The sequence below is a fragment of the Archangium violaceum Cb vi76 genome, from assembly GCF_000733295.1.
GTDB lineage: Bacteria > Myxococcota > Myxococcia > Myxococcales > Myxococcaceae > Archangium > Archangium violaceum.
The window spans coordinates 184,478-200,507 of record NZ_JPMI01000378.1 but is presented as its reverse complement, the minus strand read 5'-3'; the positions used below and the strand labels follow the sequence as shown (position 1 = coordinate 200,507).

Below are 16,030 nucleotides of genomic sequence, written 5' to 3'. Positions count from 1 at the left end.
CACGCGCGCTCACGCCTCATCCGCTCCCGCTGGTGCACCGTATTTGAGGTGCTCGTAGAGATCTCCCAGCGAGAAGTGCGCCAGCCAGCTCCGCTTCTTGAGCTGATCGAGTGGCACGGGCAGCACCTCCTGCGCTGGTTCCATCACGAAGACCTTTTCCGGCAATGACTTGAACGTGTCGAGGATGACCGGAGAGTGCGTGGCCAGCAGCACCGTCACGTCATGCTCATCCGACCACTCACGGAAGGCATCCATCAAACGGCGGATGGAGAAGGGATGCAGCGCATTCTCGGGCTCGTCGATGGCGAGCACGCCTCCGCGCGTTGACGATGCGACGGCACAGAGGTGGATCAACGCGACGAGGAACCCATCCGGAAGCAGCGCGGGAGTCAGCGTGTGGCCGTTCGGAGTGTGGACCTCACAGGACACGATGTTGGCCGCGATCGGGAAGGAAAAATCCGAGAACAGTTCCGGATAACAGCCGCGCAAGACATTGACCACGAAAGTCCAACGGTCCCGGTGGTCACGCCGACTGTGCCAATTCATCAGGACCGCGAAGAGGTTGCGCCCATCATCGAGCAGCCGCAGGTCTCCGCTGAGAAGCGAGCCCTCCCGGCGGAGGCCCGCGAGCGCGTAGTGATGGTAGTCGCGATAGGAAGAGGAGATGTCGTTGAGCCGCTGGAGTGACGCCGGAATCGGGTCGGCACCTTGAAGAATGGCTTGAATGAAGGAATACGCGTACTCGGGTTCTTCCTCGAACTCTTCCGCGTCATGGACCTCCTCGCCCAAGGTGACCCTCTCCCGCCTTGGTAGACGCGCCCCCCCGGGACCCAGGGAGAGCTGGGGCCGGACCTCCCAACTCGCATCCTCGACACAGAGGTTGAAGATGACCGGTTCGTCACGCTCCGCCTTGAAGTGCCGCAGACCATAAGCCCCACCATGCATGGAGATGGCCTTCGCGAACCCACTCCTGCTCGCGTCTTGAAGCAGTTGAAGCACGTCGATCAGCGTCGTCTTCCCGCTCCCGTTCGGCCCCACCAGGGCACAGACCCCCGAAGGGCTCCATTCCACACGGCGGAGGCCGCGGTAGTTATGCACGCTCAGGGTGAACCCCATGTCCCACCTCTCGCGGAAAGCCCGGCTGCCCTCCAAGCATCATGGCCATCCGGCCGGACGGGAGCCATAGCGCAGATAAACCCCAGGCACCGGGTCCGATTCGTAGCGGACCGCCGGACTCCCTCCCCTGCCTCCCCGTATCCAGGGGCCCCCGTACCGAAGAGTCGCGCGAGGGGCGGAAATCGGATAGAGCCCGCTGCGCCATGCTCGTCTCGGTCGTCATCCCTGTCTACAACGAGATCTCCACCCTCGCTGAGCTCCTCCGCCGCGTCACCGCGGTGGACTTCCCCAAGGAGCTCGTCATCGTGGACGACTGCTCGCGCGACGGAAGCCGCGAGCTGCTCCAGCGTCTGGCCAGCGAGGGCCTGTCCGTCATCGGCGGCACCCCGAAGAACCGCAACGACGTGCGCGTCTTCCTCCAGGAGAAGAACCAGGGCAAGGGCGCCGCCCTGCGCCGCGGCTTCGCCGAGTCCGCCGGGGACATCGTCATCGTCCAGGACGCGGACCTCGAGTACGACCCGCGCGAGATTCCCCGCGTCCTCCAGCCCATCCTCGACGGCGACGCGGACGTCGTCTTCGGCAGCCGCTTCACCGGCACGCCCCGGCGCGTCCTCTACTTCTGGCACTCGGTGATGAACCAGTTCCTCACCATGCTCTCCAACATGACGAGCAACCTGAACCTCACCGACATGGAGACCTGCTACAAGGCCTTCCGGGCCGAGGTCATCCGCTCGGTGAACATCGAGGAGGACCGCTTCGGCATCGAGCCGGAGATCACCGCCAAGGTGGCCCGCGGCGGCTGGCGCGTCTTCGAGGTGCCCATCAGCTACCACGGCCGCACCTACGAGGAGGGCAAGAAGATTGGCTGGAAGGATGGCGTCCGCGCCCTCTACGCCATCGGCAAGTACGCCCTCAAGCGCTGACGCCCCCGCCCCGTCCGCCTCGCTCTGTCCGGCGGCCAACACCGCGCGCCCTCCCAGGGGAGGGCCCGGCCCTTCGTCGGCCGCTCCCCCGCCCTCCTGCCGCCAGGTGCCCTTTGGGAGGCCGGTCCCTAGCTTCGGGGCGTGCTACCGCGATTCCTCCTCTACGGGTGTGCGGGCTGGGTGATGGAGGTGTGCTTCACCGGCATGGGCGCGGCCCTGGTGGAACGGGACGCACATGGGACGGCGAAGACGTACCTGTGGATGCACCCCATCTACGGGGCCACCGCCTTGGGGATGGAGTTCCTCCATGACCGGCTGCGCTTCCTGCCCCGGCCGGTGCGCGCGCTCGCCTACACCGCCGTCATCTTCGGCGCCGAGTTCACCACGGGCTGGCTGCTGCGCAAGGCGCTCGGCCGCTGCCCCTGGGACTACGAGGACAAGGGCTGGAGCGTGAAGGGGCTCATCCGCCTGGACTACGCGCCCTTCTGGTACGTGGCCGGCCTGCTCTTCGAGCCCGTGCGCGAGGCCTTCCTGCGCGTCACCAGCGAGGCCCTGCGCCAGACGCCCGAGTACCGCCACGCGGTGGAAAATGGCACCGTGGCCGAGCCCCGGCACCGCGCCCCCGTCTCCACCGAGCAGGAGGCCGGGGAAGCGGCGGACACCTTCCTCCTCGCGGAGGAGAGCGAGCTTCAGCCCGCCCATTGAAAGGAGGCAGGGAAGCGAGCCACCTGTAGGGAAAACCCCTCATCCCCGGACCCGCTCCTAGAGGGGAGATGGGGTGGAGGAGGGGAAAGGACAGGGGGCCCCGTGGGTTGGACGCTCTCCGGCCGGGCCCTCCACTTGACAGTTGGCTTTTCTTCCTGCAACGGGCCCCGCGTAGTAGGTTGCCGCGCACTCACTGTCGGTGTTGGAAATGACGCCGCACCTTTGAAAGTTTCCGCCCCCGTATGTTCGACTGGCTCCACACTCTCTTCTCGCGTGACCTCGCCATCGACCTGGGCACGGCCAACACGCTCATCTACATCCGCGGCCAGGGCATCGTGTCCAACGAGCCCTCCGTGGTGGCCGTCCAGCAGGACGCGCGCGGCGGCAAGAAGGTGCTCGCCGTGGGCAAGGAGGCCAAGGAGATGCTCGGCCGCACGCCGGGCAACATCGTGGCCATCCGCCCGATGAAGGACGGCGTCATCGCCGACTTCGAGATCACCGCGGCGATGCTCCGCTACTTCATCCAGACGGCGCACAATCGCAAGTCGCTCGTCAGCCCGCGCATCGTCATTGGAATCCCCTCGGGCATCACCGAGGTGGAGCGCCGCGCGGTGCGCGAGGCCGCCGCCAACGCCGGTGCCCGCGAGGTGTACCTGATTGAGCAGCCGATGGCCGCGGCCATCGGCGCGGGTCTGCCCGTCACGGAGCCCAGCGGCAACATGATCGTCGACATCGGCGGTGGAACGTCCGACGTGGCGGTCATCAGCCTGGCCGGTATCGTGTTCGCCAAGAGCGTGCGCATCGGCGGCGACAAGCTGGACGAGGCGATCATCCAGTACGTGAAGCGCAAGTACAACCTGCTCATCGGCGAGCGCACGGCCGAGCTCATCAAGATGGGCATCGGCACGGCGTATCCCACCGAGGAGGTCATGACCATGGAGATCAAGGGTCGCGACCTGGTGGCCGGTGTGCCGCGTACGCTGACGGTGAGCAGCGACGAGGTGCGCGACGCGCTGAGCGAGCCGGTGAACGGCATCGTCGAGGCGGTGAAGCTGACGCTGGAGCGCACGCCGCCGGAGCTGGCCGGTGACATCGCCGACCGAGGGATCGTGCTGGCCGGTGGTGGAGCGCTGTTGAAGAACCTGGACACGCTGCTGCGCGAGGAGACGGGTCTGCCGGTGTTCCTCGCGGAGGATCCGCTGTCCGCGGTGGTGATGGGCGCGGGCAAGGCGCTGGAGTCGCTCGACATCCTCCGCCAGGTCTGCCAGCCGGGCTGAGCCGTCCCCGCCTCTCCCCTCTCCCCCTGGGCGAGGGGATTCACGCTCTCAACGCATCCAGAATCGACAGCCGTGAGGCGCGCAGGGCGGGCAGCAGTCCGCCCAGTGTCCCCATCAGCGTCCCGAAGACGAGCGCCGCCACCATGATTCCCGGTGTCGGCGTGAAGCCGAAGCGAATCTCGGCGAACGTCTGGAAGTTGAGTGTCCTTATCTCCATCCACCGCGTGGCCAGCGCCCCCAGTGCACCCAGCACCCCGCCCGCCGCCCCCAGCACCGCGGATTCGATGAGGATGCTCGCCAGCACGCTCCGGCGCCGGTAGCCCACCGCCCTCAGCATCCCCAGCTCACCGATGCGCGCCGCTACCTGTGCGTACATGGTGATCATCGCCCCCAGCACCGCGCCCACGCTGAAGATGAAGGACACGAACAGGCCCAACACCCGGATGAACGTGGCCAGCCACGTGGCCTGATCCGCCCAATACTCGGGCTCCGATTTCGCCTCGAGCGTGAAGCGCGAGTCCTCCTCCACTCCCTTGATGAAGGCATCGCGTGCCTGCTCCGAGCCCGTGCGCACCACCACCGCGCTCAGCCCCGGCCGGTCGAACGCCGGTCCCAACCGGTTCACGTCCACCCACAGCTCCGACTCGTAGGCCCCACCCTCGGCGGTGAACACCCCCACCACCGGCCAGCGCTCCTCCGCGAACACCAGCTCCCCACCCAGGTTCGCCCCAGGAGAACGCCCCACCAGCGCCTCGCCCAGGGCCACCTCGTTGGTGCCCATCCGCGGCTCCCGGCCCGCAATGAGCCGCACCGTGGGCCGGATGGCGAAGCTCTCCGGGCCAATGCCCCGCGCGTTGATGTTCGACTCCTTGCCATCCCCTCGCGGCAGCAGCACCGGCACCACCAGCTCTCCCGCCACCAGCGGATTGCCCTCCACCGACGAGGCCACCTGCGGGGCGCTCCCCAGGGCGCGCAGCGCGTCCCGCTCCACATTGCTCATCAGCTCGCTGGTGGAGCCCTCGGCCAGGAGGATGACGTTGCGCGGGTCTCCCCCCGAGGCGAGCGCGGACTCGATTCCGTTGGCCAGCATCAGCACCGCCGAGAAGACGAAGACGACGAGCCCCAGGCCCAGCACGGTGAGCCCCGTGGACAGCCGCCGCGCCCAGAGGCTGCGCGTGTTGTAGTAGAGGGGAATCATCGCTCAGGCCACCTTCCTCAGCCCCTCGGCCACGGGGATGCGCACCGCGCGCCACGCGGGGATGATTCCGGCCAGCAGCGACACCCCCACCGCCGCCAGCACCCCGAGCACCAGCGTGCCCTCCCGCATGAAGTCAGCGGGAAGTCCGCCCATCTGCGAGCCCACCACCGCGACGAAACCCCGCACGAGCGGCGGCGCGATGAGCACCCCCAATCCCCCCGAGCACAGGCCAATGGCCAGGGACTCGAAGAGCACGAGCATCACCACCCGCCCGCTCTTGAAGCCCATGGCCCGCAGCGTGGACAGGTCCCTCGTGCGCTCGCGCACGCTCATGGCCAGCGTGTTGCCGATGACGAGCAGGATGATGAGCAGGATGACGGTGGCCACCACCTGCACCGCGGTGATGATGGCCGACAGCATGGAGATGAAACCCAGCGTGGCCGCGCGCTCGCTCTCCGTGCGCGTCGGGTAGGGGCTGTTGGCGAACATCGCATCCACCGCCGAGGACACCGCCGCCGAGCGTGACGGGTCCTCCACCCGAACCATGAAGGCCCCCACCCGGTCCTTGCGCTCGTCCGGCAGTTTCTCGTTGAGGCAGCGGTAGGGGAAGAAGAGCGAGTTCGTGTCCAGCGACCCCGTCCGCACGTCGTAGATGCCGCGCACGTTGAAGGTCCACTCGCCCGGGTAGATGGTGCCCTGGAGCGTCACCCGGTCCCCCGACTTCCACCCGTAGCGCTTCGCCAGCTCCTTGCCGATGAGCGCGCCACACGGATCCGCCTGGAAGGCCGCCACCTCCCGCGGAGCCACGACGAGCTCGTCGAAGACACGCATGAAGGAGGGCGGGTCCACGAAGGCCGAGCCGAAGAAATCGCGCTGGGAGTCGCCGTACCGCCCGCCGAAGAAGCCGTAGAAGGTGATGTCATCCACCCCCGGCACGGTGGAGATGCGCGGCAGGTACGACAGCGGCAGATCCGCCGTGATGGAGGCCTTGGCTCGCGTGAAGAGCCGGTCCGCCTGCGCCGACTCCGCGCTCGAATAGAAGAGGTCCACCACCGTGCGCAGGAAGATGAAGGCCATCACCCCCACCGCTCCCGCCAGCACCGTGAGCACCAGCCGCAGCGGGTTGCGCAACAGGTCCTTCCACACGAGCCGCCCGAACGTCATTGCAGCAGCCCCTTCTCCAGGTGCCGCACCAGGTCCGCGCGCTCGGCCGCATGCGGGTCGTGCGTCACCATGACGAGCGTCTTGTGCAGCTCGTGGTGCAGCACCTCGAAGAGATCCAACACCTGCTCGGCCGACTTGCGGTCCAGGTCTCCCGTGGGCTCGTCCGCGATGAGCAGATCCGGATCCGTGACGATGGCCCGGGCGATGGCCACCCGTTGCTGCTCGCCTCCCGACAGCTGCGGCGGCCGGTGCCCCATGCGGTGCCCCAGTCCCACCACCTCCAGCGCGGCCGCCACGTGCTCACGGCGCTCGGCGCGCGAGAGCGGGGTGAGCAGCAGCGGCAGCTCCACGTTCTCCGCCGCCGTGAGCACCGGCAGCAGGTTGTACAGCTGGAAGACGAAGCCCACGTGCCCCGCGCGCCAGTCCGACAGCTCCTTGTCGCTCATCCGCGCCAGGTCCTGCCCTCCCACCTCCACCACCCCCGTGGTGGGCCGGTCCAACCCCGAGATGAGGTTGAGCAGCGTGGACTTGCCCGAGCCGGACGGACCCATGAAGGCCTCGAAGGCTCCCGCTTCGATGTCCAGGTCCACGTTCTCCAGCACGGGCACGACGATGTCGCCGCGCCGGTAGGCCTTGGAGACCCCCCGCAGCCGGATGAGCGGAGACTTCGCTTCTTGTCCGGGTGCGGTGCTCATCCGCCCTCCGTCCGCACCTTCACCTTGCGCCCCGGACGCAGCGAGCCATCCGGCGACACCACCACCTGTGTCCCCGGCTCCGGCCCCTGGGCCAGCGCCACCTCGTCCCCCACCTTCTCCACCACCCGCACCGGCTGCCGCTTCACCTTCCCGTCCTGCACCACCCACACCACGGACTCCCCACCGTTCCGCACCACCGCCGATGCCGGCACCCGCAACGCCGCGTCCCGTTTCGTGAGCGCCTCCTGCGGCAACTCCTCCTTCAGGAAGGCCACCCGCGCTCCCATGTCCGGCAGCACGCCCGGGGGAATCTCCTCGAACGCCACGTTCACGTCCGCCGTCGCCTTGGAGCGGTCGATGGCGGGGCGCACCGAGCGCACCTTCGCGACGAACGCCTGGTCCGGGTACGCATCGAGGAAGACGAGCGCCGGCTGCCCCAGCTCGATGCGCGGCAACTGCTCCTCGCTGACCTCGGCCTCCACCTCGAGCGCTCCCAGGTCCACCAGCTCGACGATGCCGCCGATGTTCTCCTGCTCGAGCGCGGCGGGCGCGAGCACCGCTCCCTCGTCCGCCAGCTTGCGCACCACCGTCCCCGCGAAGGGCGCCCGCACCACCGTATGGGACAGTTGCAGGTCCGTGGCCCGCGCCGCCTCCCGCGCCGCGGCGAGCTGGGCCACCGCCGCCTGCTCCTCCGCGGACGAGGCCCTCGCCAGCGCCTGCGCCTCCTCCAGGCTCGCCCGGGTGATGACCTGGGCCCGGGCCAGCTGCTCCGCCCGTTTCAGGTCATTACGCGCCCGCGTCGCCGTGGCCCTCGCGGCGGCGAGCCGCTGGCTGGCGGCCCGCAGCTCCGCCCTGCTCCGGGCCGCCATCACCCGAGCATCCCGGTCATCCAGGCGGGCGAGCACCTGCCCCTTCTCCACCGCGTCCCCCTCGTCCACCGCCACCTCCACCAACCGCCCCGCCACCTGGGGCGCGATGACGGAGCGACGCCGCGAGGACACATAGCCGGCCGCGGACAGCTCGGTCTGCTGCTCGCCGGGGCGTGCCTCGCGGACCTCGGCCACCCGCACGCTGGGCGCCCGACCCAGCACCGCCATCCCCACCACGAGGGCGAGCACCACGGCCAGCCCCACCCATAGCGGCCACCGGCGCAGGAGCTTCCGTCGCGGGTGGGCGGCGCGGTCGATCTTGAGTACAGCCAACTTCTGGGCCTGGGCCTCCGCCATGCGCGTCTCTCCCGTGCGTCACGAGCCCTCGGGAGAGAAGGTAGGGGGCTTGCCCGGGCGTGACCCCGCTCCGCCTCACTCCGCTGGCCGCCCGTGCCCTCCCCCACCAGGGGGCACGGCGCTTCCTCTCGAAGGAGGCCAGAACCACGGGCCAGGAGCGCCCGGAGTGTTCATCTCAAGGGACCACGCGCAGACGCGGACAGAGGACCACGATGATCGACCCCGGCGACATCCACGAGGGAATGACGGTGAAGGACAGGTATGGGCGGAAACTCGGGACGGTGTCGAACGTCGGGGACACCCACTTCGAGCTGGGGCAGGGCTCGCCCGCCCGGCGGGACTACATGGTGCACTACCACCGTGTGGAGCGGGTCCAGGGCCGGGAGGTGTTCCTCGCGTCCGCGCCCACCACCGTGCCTCCCGAGGACTGACGCCTCCCGGCGCGCGCGGCCCCTTCAGGCGGGCTCGAGCGCCGGATGCTTCCGGACCCAGAAGAGCAGCACCGCCGCCGTGGCGGGCGCGAGCACGGCCACTCCCATGACGAGCCAGTCTCCGAGCCCTCGCGCACGAGGGAGGTTGTAGAGAAGCGCCTCCAGCAAGGTGAGGCAGGCATCTCCGGTGATGAGCGAGGCCAGCAGCGTGGCGAGCCCGGAGCGCCAGCGGCGGACGAGGGAAAACAGCCCCACCGTCAGCCCCACGTCGAAGAGCACCCAGCCCCACTGCACGAGTGGCGAGGGGAAGCGGTGGGCGTTGGCCGGCAGCGCGAGCAGCACCGTCCAGGGCACCAGCAGCACCGCGAGCAGCCACACGAGCAGCAGGGGCCGGCGCAGGAGCGTGGCCAGGCCGAAGCGGGTGAGGCTCCCCCGGGCGAAGGCCCTCAGCGCGTCATACAGCGGCAGGGGCGAGCCGTGCCGCGCGGGCCAGGCCAGGTGGAGGCGGTGCCACGCATGCGGGCGCAGCCGGGCCTTGAAGGCGCGCAGCCCCTCGAAGTCATAGAGGGGCATGCCCACCACCCGCGCCGCGCGCAGCCAGCCGTCCACCTCGCCCGCCAGCGGCGCGAGCCCCAGCGTCAGGTAGCCGCGCCCCTCCGCCGCCGCCGCGCGCATCACCGCGTCCACCAGCAATTCCGCGGTGCCGTTGGGCGCCCGCGCGTCGCGCAGCAGGTGCTGCACCAGCCAGCCATTGCGCGCGTACACCGGCACCGCCGACAGGAAGGCCACCACCTCCCCGTCCCGCTCCGCCACGAAGGAGCGCCGCTCCTCGGCCCAGGCGAACGGGGAGAGCTGCACCAGGAAGCCCATGGGTGCCATCCGCCGGGAGCCCAGCCAGCGCTCCATCAGCCCGTCCACCCCCGCCCGCACCGGGTGCGCCGCGTCCTTCAGCTCGGAGGGCATCACCTCGCGCACCCGCACGCCCTTGGCCCGCGCCCGGCGCAGCTGCTCGCGCAGGCTCCGGCTCTCACGCACGCTCAGCTCCCACCGCCTCGGGTCCCACACCGGCTGCTCGCCAATGGCCAGCCCCTTCAACGGGGCCGCGTCCAACATGCGCTGCTCGGTGGCGAAGAAGCACAGCCGCCGGCCCGACGCGGCCGCATGCGCCTCGAAGCGCCGCACCACCTCGCCCAGGCGCTCGTGCGGGGCGATGGGGGCGCCGGCCACCACCCACGCCTGGCCCGTGTCCACGTACGCCACGCACGCGTCCTCCCCGTCGAACCAGTACGAATACCCCGGCTCCAGCACCTGGAAGGACGTGGCGTTCCACCCGTGGCGCTTGAGCAGCGCCAACACCCGCGCGTGCTCGATATCGTGGGAGCGCATACAGCTCCGGATACGCCCCCACCGAGGCCCTTCGCAAGGACTGTTCCACCGCTCCGGACGCCTGCCTCCCCAGCGTGGGCCGCCAGGTGCGAGGCACTCCACCCCGGGTGTGTGACAGGACGGGCATGGGCGCGGTACACCAGGGCCTCCCTTTCCTCTTCAGGAGTGAGTGGGTTGACACCTCGAAACACCTTCTCCCGCCCGGGCCTGCTCGGGCTCGCCCTCGGGGCACTGGGGACCCTGCTGGGTTCCTCCCAGGCCCATGCCTTCAACCATGCCGGCAACGCGCGGCTCCTCGCCTCCGACGAGGCCGCCGCCATCAAGAAGCCCGTGCTCGGCCTGCAACGCTCGGCGGTGCCACTGGCGTGGGGGTTCGCGCTGGACACCTCCGTCCTCGCCGACGCCGCGCTCGCCCCCAACCTCGGCCTGCGCTGGGGCCTGGAAGCCGGGGCCCACCGCTTCGTCATCGGCGCGCGCTACACGAAGTTCCTGGGCAGTCAGCTCATCTCGGACTACGTCGCCACGCAGGAGGAGGCGGTGAAGAACCTCGAAATCAACTTCGAGGGGCCCAGCGCCTACGCGCTCTACGGCCTGCAACTGGGCCCGGTGCTGGTGCAGGGCGAGGTGCGCCACTGGCGCTACCAGACGGCCACCACCACCGCCACGGCCGCGCTGGTGGTCAACTTCGCGGGCAACTGGTCCGTGGTGGGTGAGTTCGGCGTGCGCCTCCAGGAGGGCTACCCCCTGCGCGGCGCGGCCGGCATCCGCTACGCCGGAGAGAACTTCGGCTTCTCGCTCGGCGCCGCCTACGTGGACGTGAACGAGCCCCTGGTGCCCTTCAACGAGGGCCGCTTCCCCATCCTCCCCGCCTTCGACCTGTCCTGGACCTTCCAATGAAACGCGCCCTGCTCGCCCTGCTCTGCCCGTTGATGCTCTCCGCGTGCTCCGCCGAGCTCGCCGTGGACACGCCGCCCCAGGAGGTCACCATCCCCGTCACCTCCGTGGCCAGGGCCATCCACGTCGAGGTGGCCGTCGACATGCCCGAGGAGACGCAGAACCTCGACGTCGCCGTGAAGGAGATCTCCGCCGACCTCACGGTCATCAACCCCTCCAGGACGTTCACGCTGACGTCCACCGCGCGGCTGTCCCTCACCGGCACCGCCACGCCGGACGAGCCCAAGTTCTACAGCGACAGCAACCTGCCCGCGTACTACCACACGGCCGAGGTGCTGCTGCCCCAGATGGACTTCGCGCCGGGCTCGAGCACGCCGGTGCACGCGGACTCGCCCACGCTGCGCAACGCCATCGGCAAGGCGCGCATCTGGGTCATCGTCAGCAACACGGTGACGGACGCGGGCCTCGGCAACCCGCTGGAGCTGCCGCTGGAGCTGCAGCTCAAGGACATCGTCCTGCACGCCACCGTCTCCAAGCCCTTCGAGGGGCTGGAGGGCATGCTGGGGCCCAGCGGTCTGTAGGAGAAGTGCGAGAGCCGGGCCCGAGACCCGCCCGGACCCGGCCCTCCGCTGTGACGACACCTGCCGTGGGCCACCAACACCCGGCCCGCGCAGGGACGTTTCCTAGCGCACCGGTCTGACAAGTCCCGGCGGCCCGGGTAGGCTCGGAGGCGGTGCTTCCGCTCACGTTTCCCGTCCTCGCCGCCGCCTCGTCCCTCGTCGTCGCCCAGGCCCCCGCTCCCGGAGCGGCCCAGGCGGACCTCGCCCGCGCCCGCGAGCTCGCCGGCGCCCTGCGCTACGAGGAAGCCGTCGTCGAATACCAGCGCTACCTCGGCCACCCGGACCGGCCCGCCGCCGAGCGCGCCGAGTCCCTGCTGGAGCTCGGCTTCATCCACCTGCTGCTGGAGGACACGGTGAACGCCGAGCAGCGCACCACCGAGGCGCTGGAGCTGGACGCCTGGGTGCGGCCGCCTCCCAACGCGCCGCAGAAGCAGAAGGACTTGCTGGAGCGGGTGCGCGCGATGCTCGCCGCCCGGCCGAAGCTGGAGGTGCTGCCGCGCGAGGACGCGGGCCGGCCCCAGCGGGTGCGCGCCAGCCTGAAGGACCCCCAGGCCCGGGCCAGCGAGGTGCTCCTGCGCCACGCCCCCGTCCCGGGAGGCCCCTACCGCGCCACGGCCATGGCGTGCCAGCAGGACACCTGCGAGGGTGAGCTGCCCGTGCCTCCCCGCGCAGCGTCCTTCACGGCCTGGTACTTCGTCGAGGCGCTCGACAGCCAGGGCAACACGGTGGCGCGGGCGGCCAATCCGCTGGCGCCGCTGCAGCTCTCGGTCATCGAGCGGAAGGCCTGGTACGAGAGCCCGTGGGTCTACGCGGGCGGCGCGGCGCTGGTGGTGGGCGCGGCGACGGTCTTCTTCATCGCGTCCGACCCGCGGAAGTAGGCCGCCGGGGCGCGGGGAGCGCGAGCGAGCGGTACACCTTCGACTCGGAGAAGGTGGGGATGTCCGTGGGGCGCTGGCTCCACCAGTTCATCACCAGCGTCACACGCAGGCGCGAGGTGCCCGGCAGTTTCCCGGTGGGAATCTGGTTGTGGGCATCCAGCACGCCGTGGGTGAGGTCCCCCCGGAAGTAGACGAAGCGGTTGGGCCGGGGCGCCGCCAGATCGAAGGCGTCCGTGTTGGGAGCGAGGGACGGGTTGTCCTCGCAGGGCAGGGCCTTCGTCACCGCGAGCGCGCCGCCGCGGACACTGTTCATGAAGAGCAGGGAGGTGAAGCGGGGGTGCACGAGCGGGCCGCCGCGCAGGGCGAGCTTCTCGTCCCGGTCCTGGTGGAAGTCCACCTGCACGTCGGTGGTGCGCATGCGAGAGAACCACCACTCGACGCCCGCGAGGCCCCGGCGCAGGGGGACGCGTGGACGTAGCGTGAGGATGATCTGCTCGACGATGTTGGTGGGCTCGCCGAGCTCGAACCAGAAGGTGGTCTGGTAGGTCTGACGGAGACGCTCGGTGCCGAGGGCGCGGACCTTGCGCCACAGGCGGGAGAAGTCCGCGTCGGGCAGGGCGTGGTCCTGGATGTGGACGAGGGGGGCGCGGGGCGGCATGGCGCGACTCTACGCCAGCCCGGGCCGCCCTCGACGTGTCAGCGAACCTCGAGCGCCTTCAGACGATGCTCCATGGGCTCGAAACGCTCCGTTGTGTTCCGTTGCAGCCCGGAGACCATCAGGAGCACCGCATCATTGTTGCGGTCGATCCGGTCATGCATCTGCCGGATTCCGAGTTGCAGCTCCGTCCGGGCAGCCTGGACGTCCGCGCCCAGGCTCTTATGAGCCTGCTGGAACTCCTCACGGGACTGCTGGACCTCCAGACGAAGCTGTTTGACCTCGTCACGCGTGCCCATGAACTCAAGACCCAGACGTTGCAGCCACTCATGCTGCGTTTCCATCCGGCCTTCCAGCTTGTCCATCCGGCCTTCCAGCTTGTCCATCCGGTTGCTCAGCCCCTTCACCTGCTCGCTCAGGCCCTGGACGGCCTGCAGCACCTGACCCAACACGTCACCACCCATCGACTCGGCCATTGAGACGACCTCCTCGCCCTCCGGGCGTTCCGTGAGCCCGAACCTCTCGCGCCCACGACTCGAAAGGTAACATCACTCCCTGACAGTGCCCAGTCTTCTTCTAACCTCTCAAGTAGGGCCGCCTGCCCTACCTTTCAGGAGATTCGCGGGTCTCCGTGCTCGGGTCAGCAGGCCCAGGCGCCCCTCACGAAGCCGTGCGTCACCCGGTGCTCGAGCCACACGGGGCGGTCGTGCGCGGGCTTACGACGTCGTGCCGACAGCCTCGGGCTCGGCATCCTCCGGCAGGGGCTGGCGAGCCGCTTCCTCCAGGTGGTCCACCCGCCGCAGCTCGGGGAAGACCCAGGCCCACAGCGCCACCACCACCAGCGTCCCCACCGCGCCCGCCACCACCGCGGGCACCGCGCCCACGTGCTCGGCGAAGGCTCCGGCGCGGAACTCGCCCAGCTCGTTGGAGGCTCCCACGCACATCATGTTCACCGCGCCCACGCGGCCCCGCATCTCATCCGGCGTGGCCATCAGCTCCAGCGTGTGGCGCACCACCACGCTCACCATGTCCGCGGCCCCCGCCACCGCCAGGGCCAGCACGGACAGCGGAAGCGAGCGGCTCACCCCGAAGACGAGCGTGGCCGCGCCGAAAACAGCCACCGAGACGAACATCTTCCACCCGGCCCGGCCTCCCAGCGGACGCATGGCGAGCACCACCGCCACGAGCGCCGCGCCCGCGGCCGGTGCGCCGCGCAACAGCCCCAGGCCCCACGGCCCGGTGTGCAGCACGTCCCGCGCGTAGATGGGCAGCAGCGCCACCGCTCCGCCCAGCAGCACCGCGAACAGATCCAACGTGATGCTGCCCAGCAACAGCCGCTGCCGGCGCACGAAGCGGAACCCCGCCAGCAGCGTGGACATGGAGAACGCCTCGCTGGAGGCCTGGCCCGTCCTCACCTTCAGGGAGAGGATCCACACCACGGTGAGCGCGCACAGCGAGGCCGAGGCGACATAGGAGCCGGTGGCGCCCACCCACTGGTAGAGGAAACCGCCCACGGCGGGGCCGGCGATGGTGGCCACCTGCCAGGTGGTGGAGTTGACGGCGATGGCGCGCGAGAGGTCCTCGGTGGGCACCAGGTGGGCGGTGATGGCGGAACCCGCGGGCGAGTAGAAGGCGCGCGCGGTGCCGAAGAGCACCAGCACCCCGTAGACGAACCGCACATCCCGGACGTGGCCCAGGGAGAAGCTGAGCAGCAGCAGGCTGCACAGCAGCATGACGCCCTGGCACACCGCGAGGATGATGCGCCGGTCCACGCGGTCCGCCACCTGTCCACCAATGAGGCTGAAGGCGAGGAAGGGCAGGAACTGCGCCAGCCCCGTGTACCCCAGGGCCAGGGCGCTGCCCGTCAGCTCGTACACCTGCCAGCCGATGGCCACCGACTCGATCTGCACGGCGAGCACCGCGCACAGGCGGGCCAGCTGGTAGAGGCGGAAGTCACGGTGGCGGAAGACGGACGGGGCGGCGCTGGCTGGAGAAGACATGCTGGGGGCGGCTCTAACGCACACCCCACCCTCCCGCCAGCAACACCGTGAGCAGGAGGACTGGAGAGCGGTAGGTACGCTCATGGAGCAAGCGGGCGTCGCTCCAACTGGATGGCCACCACGATGGCCCCCTCGTCGCTCCGCAGCATCAGGAGCCCGGGCTCCTCCAGCCAGAGCGTCTCGTCCCGGGCCAGCGGCTCCCCGGGAAGCGTCGCCCGGCCCTCCAGGACATGGAGCAACACGGTCCCAGCGCCCGCGAGCGTACGGGTTTCCCCCGGCGCCAGTCGCACCACCTCGAGCGAGCCCTGGACCAGCGCCCGGTCCACCATGAGGTTGAAGTCCCGCACCGGACCGCCGAGCAGCCGGCACTGGATTCCCGCCTCGCCCGGAAACTCGAACGGCCGCAGGCGCTGGTCGAGCACCACCTCGCGCGTCCCATCGATGGTCAGCGCCACCCCCGCGCCCTCGAGGATCATCAAGGTCCGATCCACGCCCGGGAACACGGAGAAGGGCCCGGAGGCCCCCACGGTGGCGATCGACACGCGCGCCAGGAAGCGGGCCGGGTCGAACGGATGGGGCAACTTCCACAGCTCGCGCGTCACCCCTCCCCCGTTCTTCCAGGGCATGTCGCGATAGTCATCGGGTCCGAGTCGTCTCATCAGCGAGCACCCCTCCGAGAAAGCACAGGAAGAAACCACGTCCGAGGCTTCAACCGAGACGCGAGACGTTCATGACTTTCATGGCCAACACCATATCCGGGAAACACCCGCCCCCCTTCACCCCTCCCCCGTCACGAGGCCAACGAATCCCCGCCGGTCCCCCCGGGCCGAGCCGTCGCCCGGTGGACGCCCGTTCCACGGAA

At 69.9% G+C, this 16,030-nt stretch carries 17 protein-coding genes; 7 read left to right on the top strand and 10 right to left on the bottom strand.

The genetic code is table 11. The features are described 5' to 3' along the window. Nucleotides 1-9: 9 nt before the first annotated feature. A complete protein-coding gene (locus Q664_RS47010) occupies nucleotides 10-1,116 on the bottom strand; it encodes an AAA family ATPase (protein ID WP_043412505.1) in 1,107 nt (368 codons plus the stop codon). A 203-nt stretch (nucleotides 1,117-1,319) separates the two neighbouring features. Here Q664_RS47010 and Q664_RS47005 point away from each other — a divergent pair, with 203 nt between their 5' ends. The 3 genes from Q664_RS47005 (at nucleotide 1,320) to Q664_RS46995 (ending at nucleotide 4,021) form a co-directional block, all read left to right on the top strand. Continuing rightward, complete coding sequence (locus Q664_RS47005; RefSeq protein ID WP_043412503.1) at nucleotides 1,320-2,039, top strand: glycosyltransferase family 2 protein; 720 nt, start codon at nucleotides 1,320-1,322, stop codon at nucleotides 2,037-2,039. A gap of 141 nt (nucleotides 2,040-2,180) precedes the next feature. Next, complete coding sequence (locus Q664_RS47000) at nucleotides 2,181-2,744, top strand: putative ABC transporter permease (RefSeq protein ID WP_152622763.1); 564 nt, start codon at nucleotides 2,181-2,183, stop codon at nucleotides 2,742-2,744. A gap of 242 nt (nucleotides 2,745-2,986) precedes the next feature. Beyond that, nucleotides 2,987-4,021 (top strand): rod shape-determining protein, encoded by a 1,035-nt coding sequence (locus Q664_RS46995; RefSeq protein WP_043412497.1) that lies wholly within the window; start codon nucleotides 2,987-2,989, stop codon nucleotides 4,019-4,021. A gap of 40 nt (nucleotides 4,022-4,061) precedes the next feature. Here the strand turns inward: Q664_RS46995 and Q664_RS46990 are convergent, their stop codons facing one another. Genes Q664_RS46990 through Q664_RS46975 form a run of 4 tightly spaced genes read right to left on the bottom strand, consistent with a single transcriptional unit; the run spans nucleotide 4,062 to nucleotide 8,304 of the window. Then, on the bottom strand, nucleotides 4,062-5,219 hold the full coding sequence (locus tag Q664_RS46990; RefSeq protein ID WP_043412493.1) for an ABC transporter permease: 1,158 nt from the start codon (nucleotides 5,217-5,219) through the stop codon (nucleotides 4,062-4,064). A gap of 3 nt (nucleotides 5,220-5,222) precedes the next feature. Continuing rightward, nucleotides 5,223-6,383: an ABC transporter permease gene (locus Q664_RS46985; RefSeq protein WP_043412490.1), complete on the bottom strand. Its 1,161-nt coding sequence runs from the start codon at nucleotides 6,381-6,383 to the stop codon at nucleotides 5,223-5,225. Further along, a complete protein-coding gene (locus tag Q664_RS46980; protein WP_043412489.1) occupies nucleotides 6,380-7,078 on the bottom strand; it encodes an ABC transporter ATP-binding protein in 699 nt (232 codons plus the stop codon). Before Q664_RS46980 ends, Q664_RS46985 begins: the two co-directional genes overlap by 4 nt. Next, complete coding sequence (locus Q664_RS46975; protein WP_043412487.1) at nucleotides 7,075-8,304, bottom strand: efflux RND transporter periplasmic adaptor subunit; 1,230 nt, start codon at nucleotides 8,302-8,304, stop codon at nucleotides 7,075-7,077. Before Q664_RS46975 ends, Q664_RS46980 begins: the two co-directional genes overlap by 4 nt. A 212-nt stretch (nucleotides 8,305-8,516) precedes the next feature. On the opposite strand from Q664_RS46975, the gene Q664_RS46970 reads away from it, so the two are divergent. Further along, nucleotides 8,517-8,735, top strand: a complete 219-nt coding sequence (locus Q664_RS46970; protein WP_043412484.1) for a DUF2171 domain-containing protein — start codon at nucleotides 8,517-8,519, stop codon at nucleotides 8,733-8,735. Between the two features lie 24 nt (nucleotides 8,736-8,759). Here Q664_RS46970 and Q664_RS46965 read toward each other — a convergent pair whose 3' ends face one another. Next, entirely contained in the window at nucleotides 8,760-10,121 is a 1,362-nt protein-coding gene (locus Q664_RS46965; RefSeq protein ID WP_043412482.1) for a DUF2156 domain-containing protein, read from the bottom strand. A 174-nt stretch (nucleotides 10,122-10,295) separates the two neighbouring features. Here Q664_RS46965 and Q664_RS46960 point away from each other — a divergent pair, with 174 nt between their 5' ends. The 3 genes from Q664_RS46960 (at nucleotide 10,296) to Q664_RS46950 (ending at nucleotide 12,513) form a co-directional block, all read left to right on the top strand. Then, nucleotides 10,296-11,018, top strand: a complete 723-nt coding sequence (locus Q664_RS46960; RefSeq protein ID WP_425117478.1) for a hypothetical protein — start codon at nucleotides 10,296-10,298, stop codon at nucleotides 11,016-11,018. Then, nucleotides 11,015-11,596, top strand: coding sequence for a hypothetical protein (locus Q664_RS46955; protein WP_052519580.1), 582 nt, complete (start codon nucleotides 11,015-11,017; stop codon nucleotides 11,594-11,596). Before Q664_RS46960 ends, Q664_RS46955 begins: the two co-directional genes overlap by 4 nt. 152 nt (nucleotides 11,597-11,748) lie before the next feature. Beyond that, nucleotides 11,749-12,513, top strand: a complete 765-nt coding sequence (locus tag Q664_RS46950; RefSeq protein WP_043412474.1) for a hypothetical protein — start codon at nucleotides 11,749-11,751, stop codon at nucleotides 12,511-12,513. Here the strand turns inward: Q664_RS46950 and Q664_RS46945 are convergent. From Q664_RS46945 to Q664_RS46930, 4 genes are all read right to left on the bottom strand, one after another. After that, the gene (locus Q664_RS46945) at nucleotides 12,488-13,171 is read right to left on the bottom strand and encodes a hypothetical protein (RefSeq protein WP_052519579.1); all 684 of its coding nucleotides are present in this window, start codon (nucleotides 13,169-13,171) and stop codon (nucleotides 12,488-12,490) included. The genes Q664_RS46950 and Q664_RS46945 overlap by 26 nt on opposite strands. A gap of 38 nt (nucleotides 13,172-13,209) precedes the next feature. Beyond that, a complete protein-coding gene (locus Q664_RS46940; RefSeq protein WP_043412472.1) occupies nucleotides 13,210-13,644 on the bottom strand; it encodes a hypothetical protein in 435 nt (144 codons plus the stop codon). A gap of 240 nt (nucleotides 13,645-13,884) precedes the next feature. Beyond that, nucleotides 13,885-15,168: an MFS transporter gene (locus Q664_RS46935; protein ID WP_043412470.1), complete on the bottom strand. Its 1,284-nt coding sequence runs from the start codon at nucleotides 15,166-15,168 to the stop codon at nucleotides 13,885-13,887. 80 nt (nucleotides 15,169-15,248) lie between these two features. Further along, nucleotides 15,249-15,827: a HutD/Ves family protein gene (locus Q664_RS46930; RefSeq protein ID WP_063934886.1), complete on the bottom strand. Its 579-nt coding sequence runs from the start codon at nucleotides 15,825-15,827 to the stop codon at nucleotides 15,249-15,251. Between the last annotated feature and the right edge of the window lie 203 nt (nucleotides 15,828-16,030).

What these genes read in the sequence shown, in the direction of transcription:
- Q664_RS47005 (WP_043412503.1), top strand. Translation starts at nt 1,320, where the DNA reads ATGCTCGTCTCGGTCGTCATCCCTGTCTACAACGAGATCTCCACCCTC.
- Q664_RS46990 (WP_043412493.1), bottom strand. Translation starts at nt 5,219, where the DNA reads ATGATTCCCCTCTACTACAACACGCGCAGCCTCTGGGCGCGGCGGCTG.
- Q664_RS46930 (WP_063934886.1), bottom strand. Translation starts at nt 15,827, where the DNA reads ATGAGACGACTCGGACCCGATGACTATCGCGACATGCCCTGGAAGAAC.
- Q664_RS46985 (WP_043412490.1), bottom strand. Translation starts at nt 6,383, where the DNA reads ATGACGTTCGGGCGGCTCGTGTGGAAGGACCTGTTGCGCAACCCGCTG.
- Q664_RS46980 (WP_043412489.1), bottom strand. Translation starts at nt 7,078, where the DNA reads ATGAGCACCGCACCCGGACAAGAAGCGAAGTCTCCGCTCATCCGGCTG.
- Q664_RS46970 (WP_043412484.1), top strand. Translation starts at nt 8,517, where the DNA reads ATGATCGACCCCGGCGACATCCACGAGGGAATGACGGTGAAGGACAGG.
- Q664_RS46995 (WP_043412497.1), top strand. Translation starts at nt 2,987, where the DNA reads ATGTTCGACTGGCTCCACACTCTCTTCTCGCGTGACCTCGCCATCGAC.
- Q664_RS46945 (WP_052519579.1), bottom strand. Translation starts at nt 13,171, where the DNA reads ATGCCGCCCCGCGCCCCCCTCGTCCACATCCAGGACCACGCCCTGCCC.
- Q664_RS46940 (WP_043412472.1), bottom strand. Translation starts at nt 13,644, where the DNA reads ATGGCCGAGTCGATGGGTGGTGACGTGTTGGGTCAGGTGCTGCAGGCC.
- Q664_RS46965 (WP_043412482.1), bottom strand. Translation starts at nt 10,121, where the DNA reads ATGCGCTCCCACGATATCGAGCACGCGCGGGTGTTGGCGCTGCTCAAG.
- Q664_RS46955 (WP_052519580.1), top strand. Translation starts at nt 11,015, where the DNA reads ATGAAACGCGCCCTGCTCGCCCTGCTCTGCCCGTTGATGCTCTCCGCG.
- Q664_RS47010 (WP_043412505.1), bottom strand. Translation starts at nt 1,116, where the DNA reads ATGGGGTTCACCCTGAGCGTGCATAACTACCGCGGCCTCCGCCGTGTG.
- Q664_RS46975 (WP_043412487.1), bottom strand. Translation starts at nt 8,304, where the DNA reads ATGGCGGAGGCCCAGGCCCAGAAGTTGGCTGTACTCAAGATCGACCGC.
- Q664_RS46935 (WP_043412470.1), bottom strand. Translation starts at nt 15,168, where the DNA reads ATGTCTTCTCCAGCCAGCGCCGCCCCGTCCGTCTTCCGCCACCGTGAC.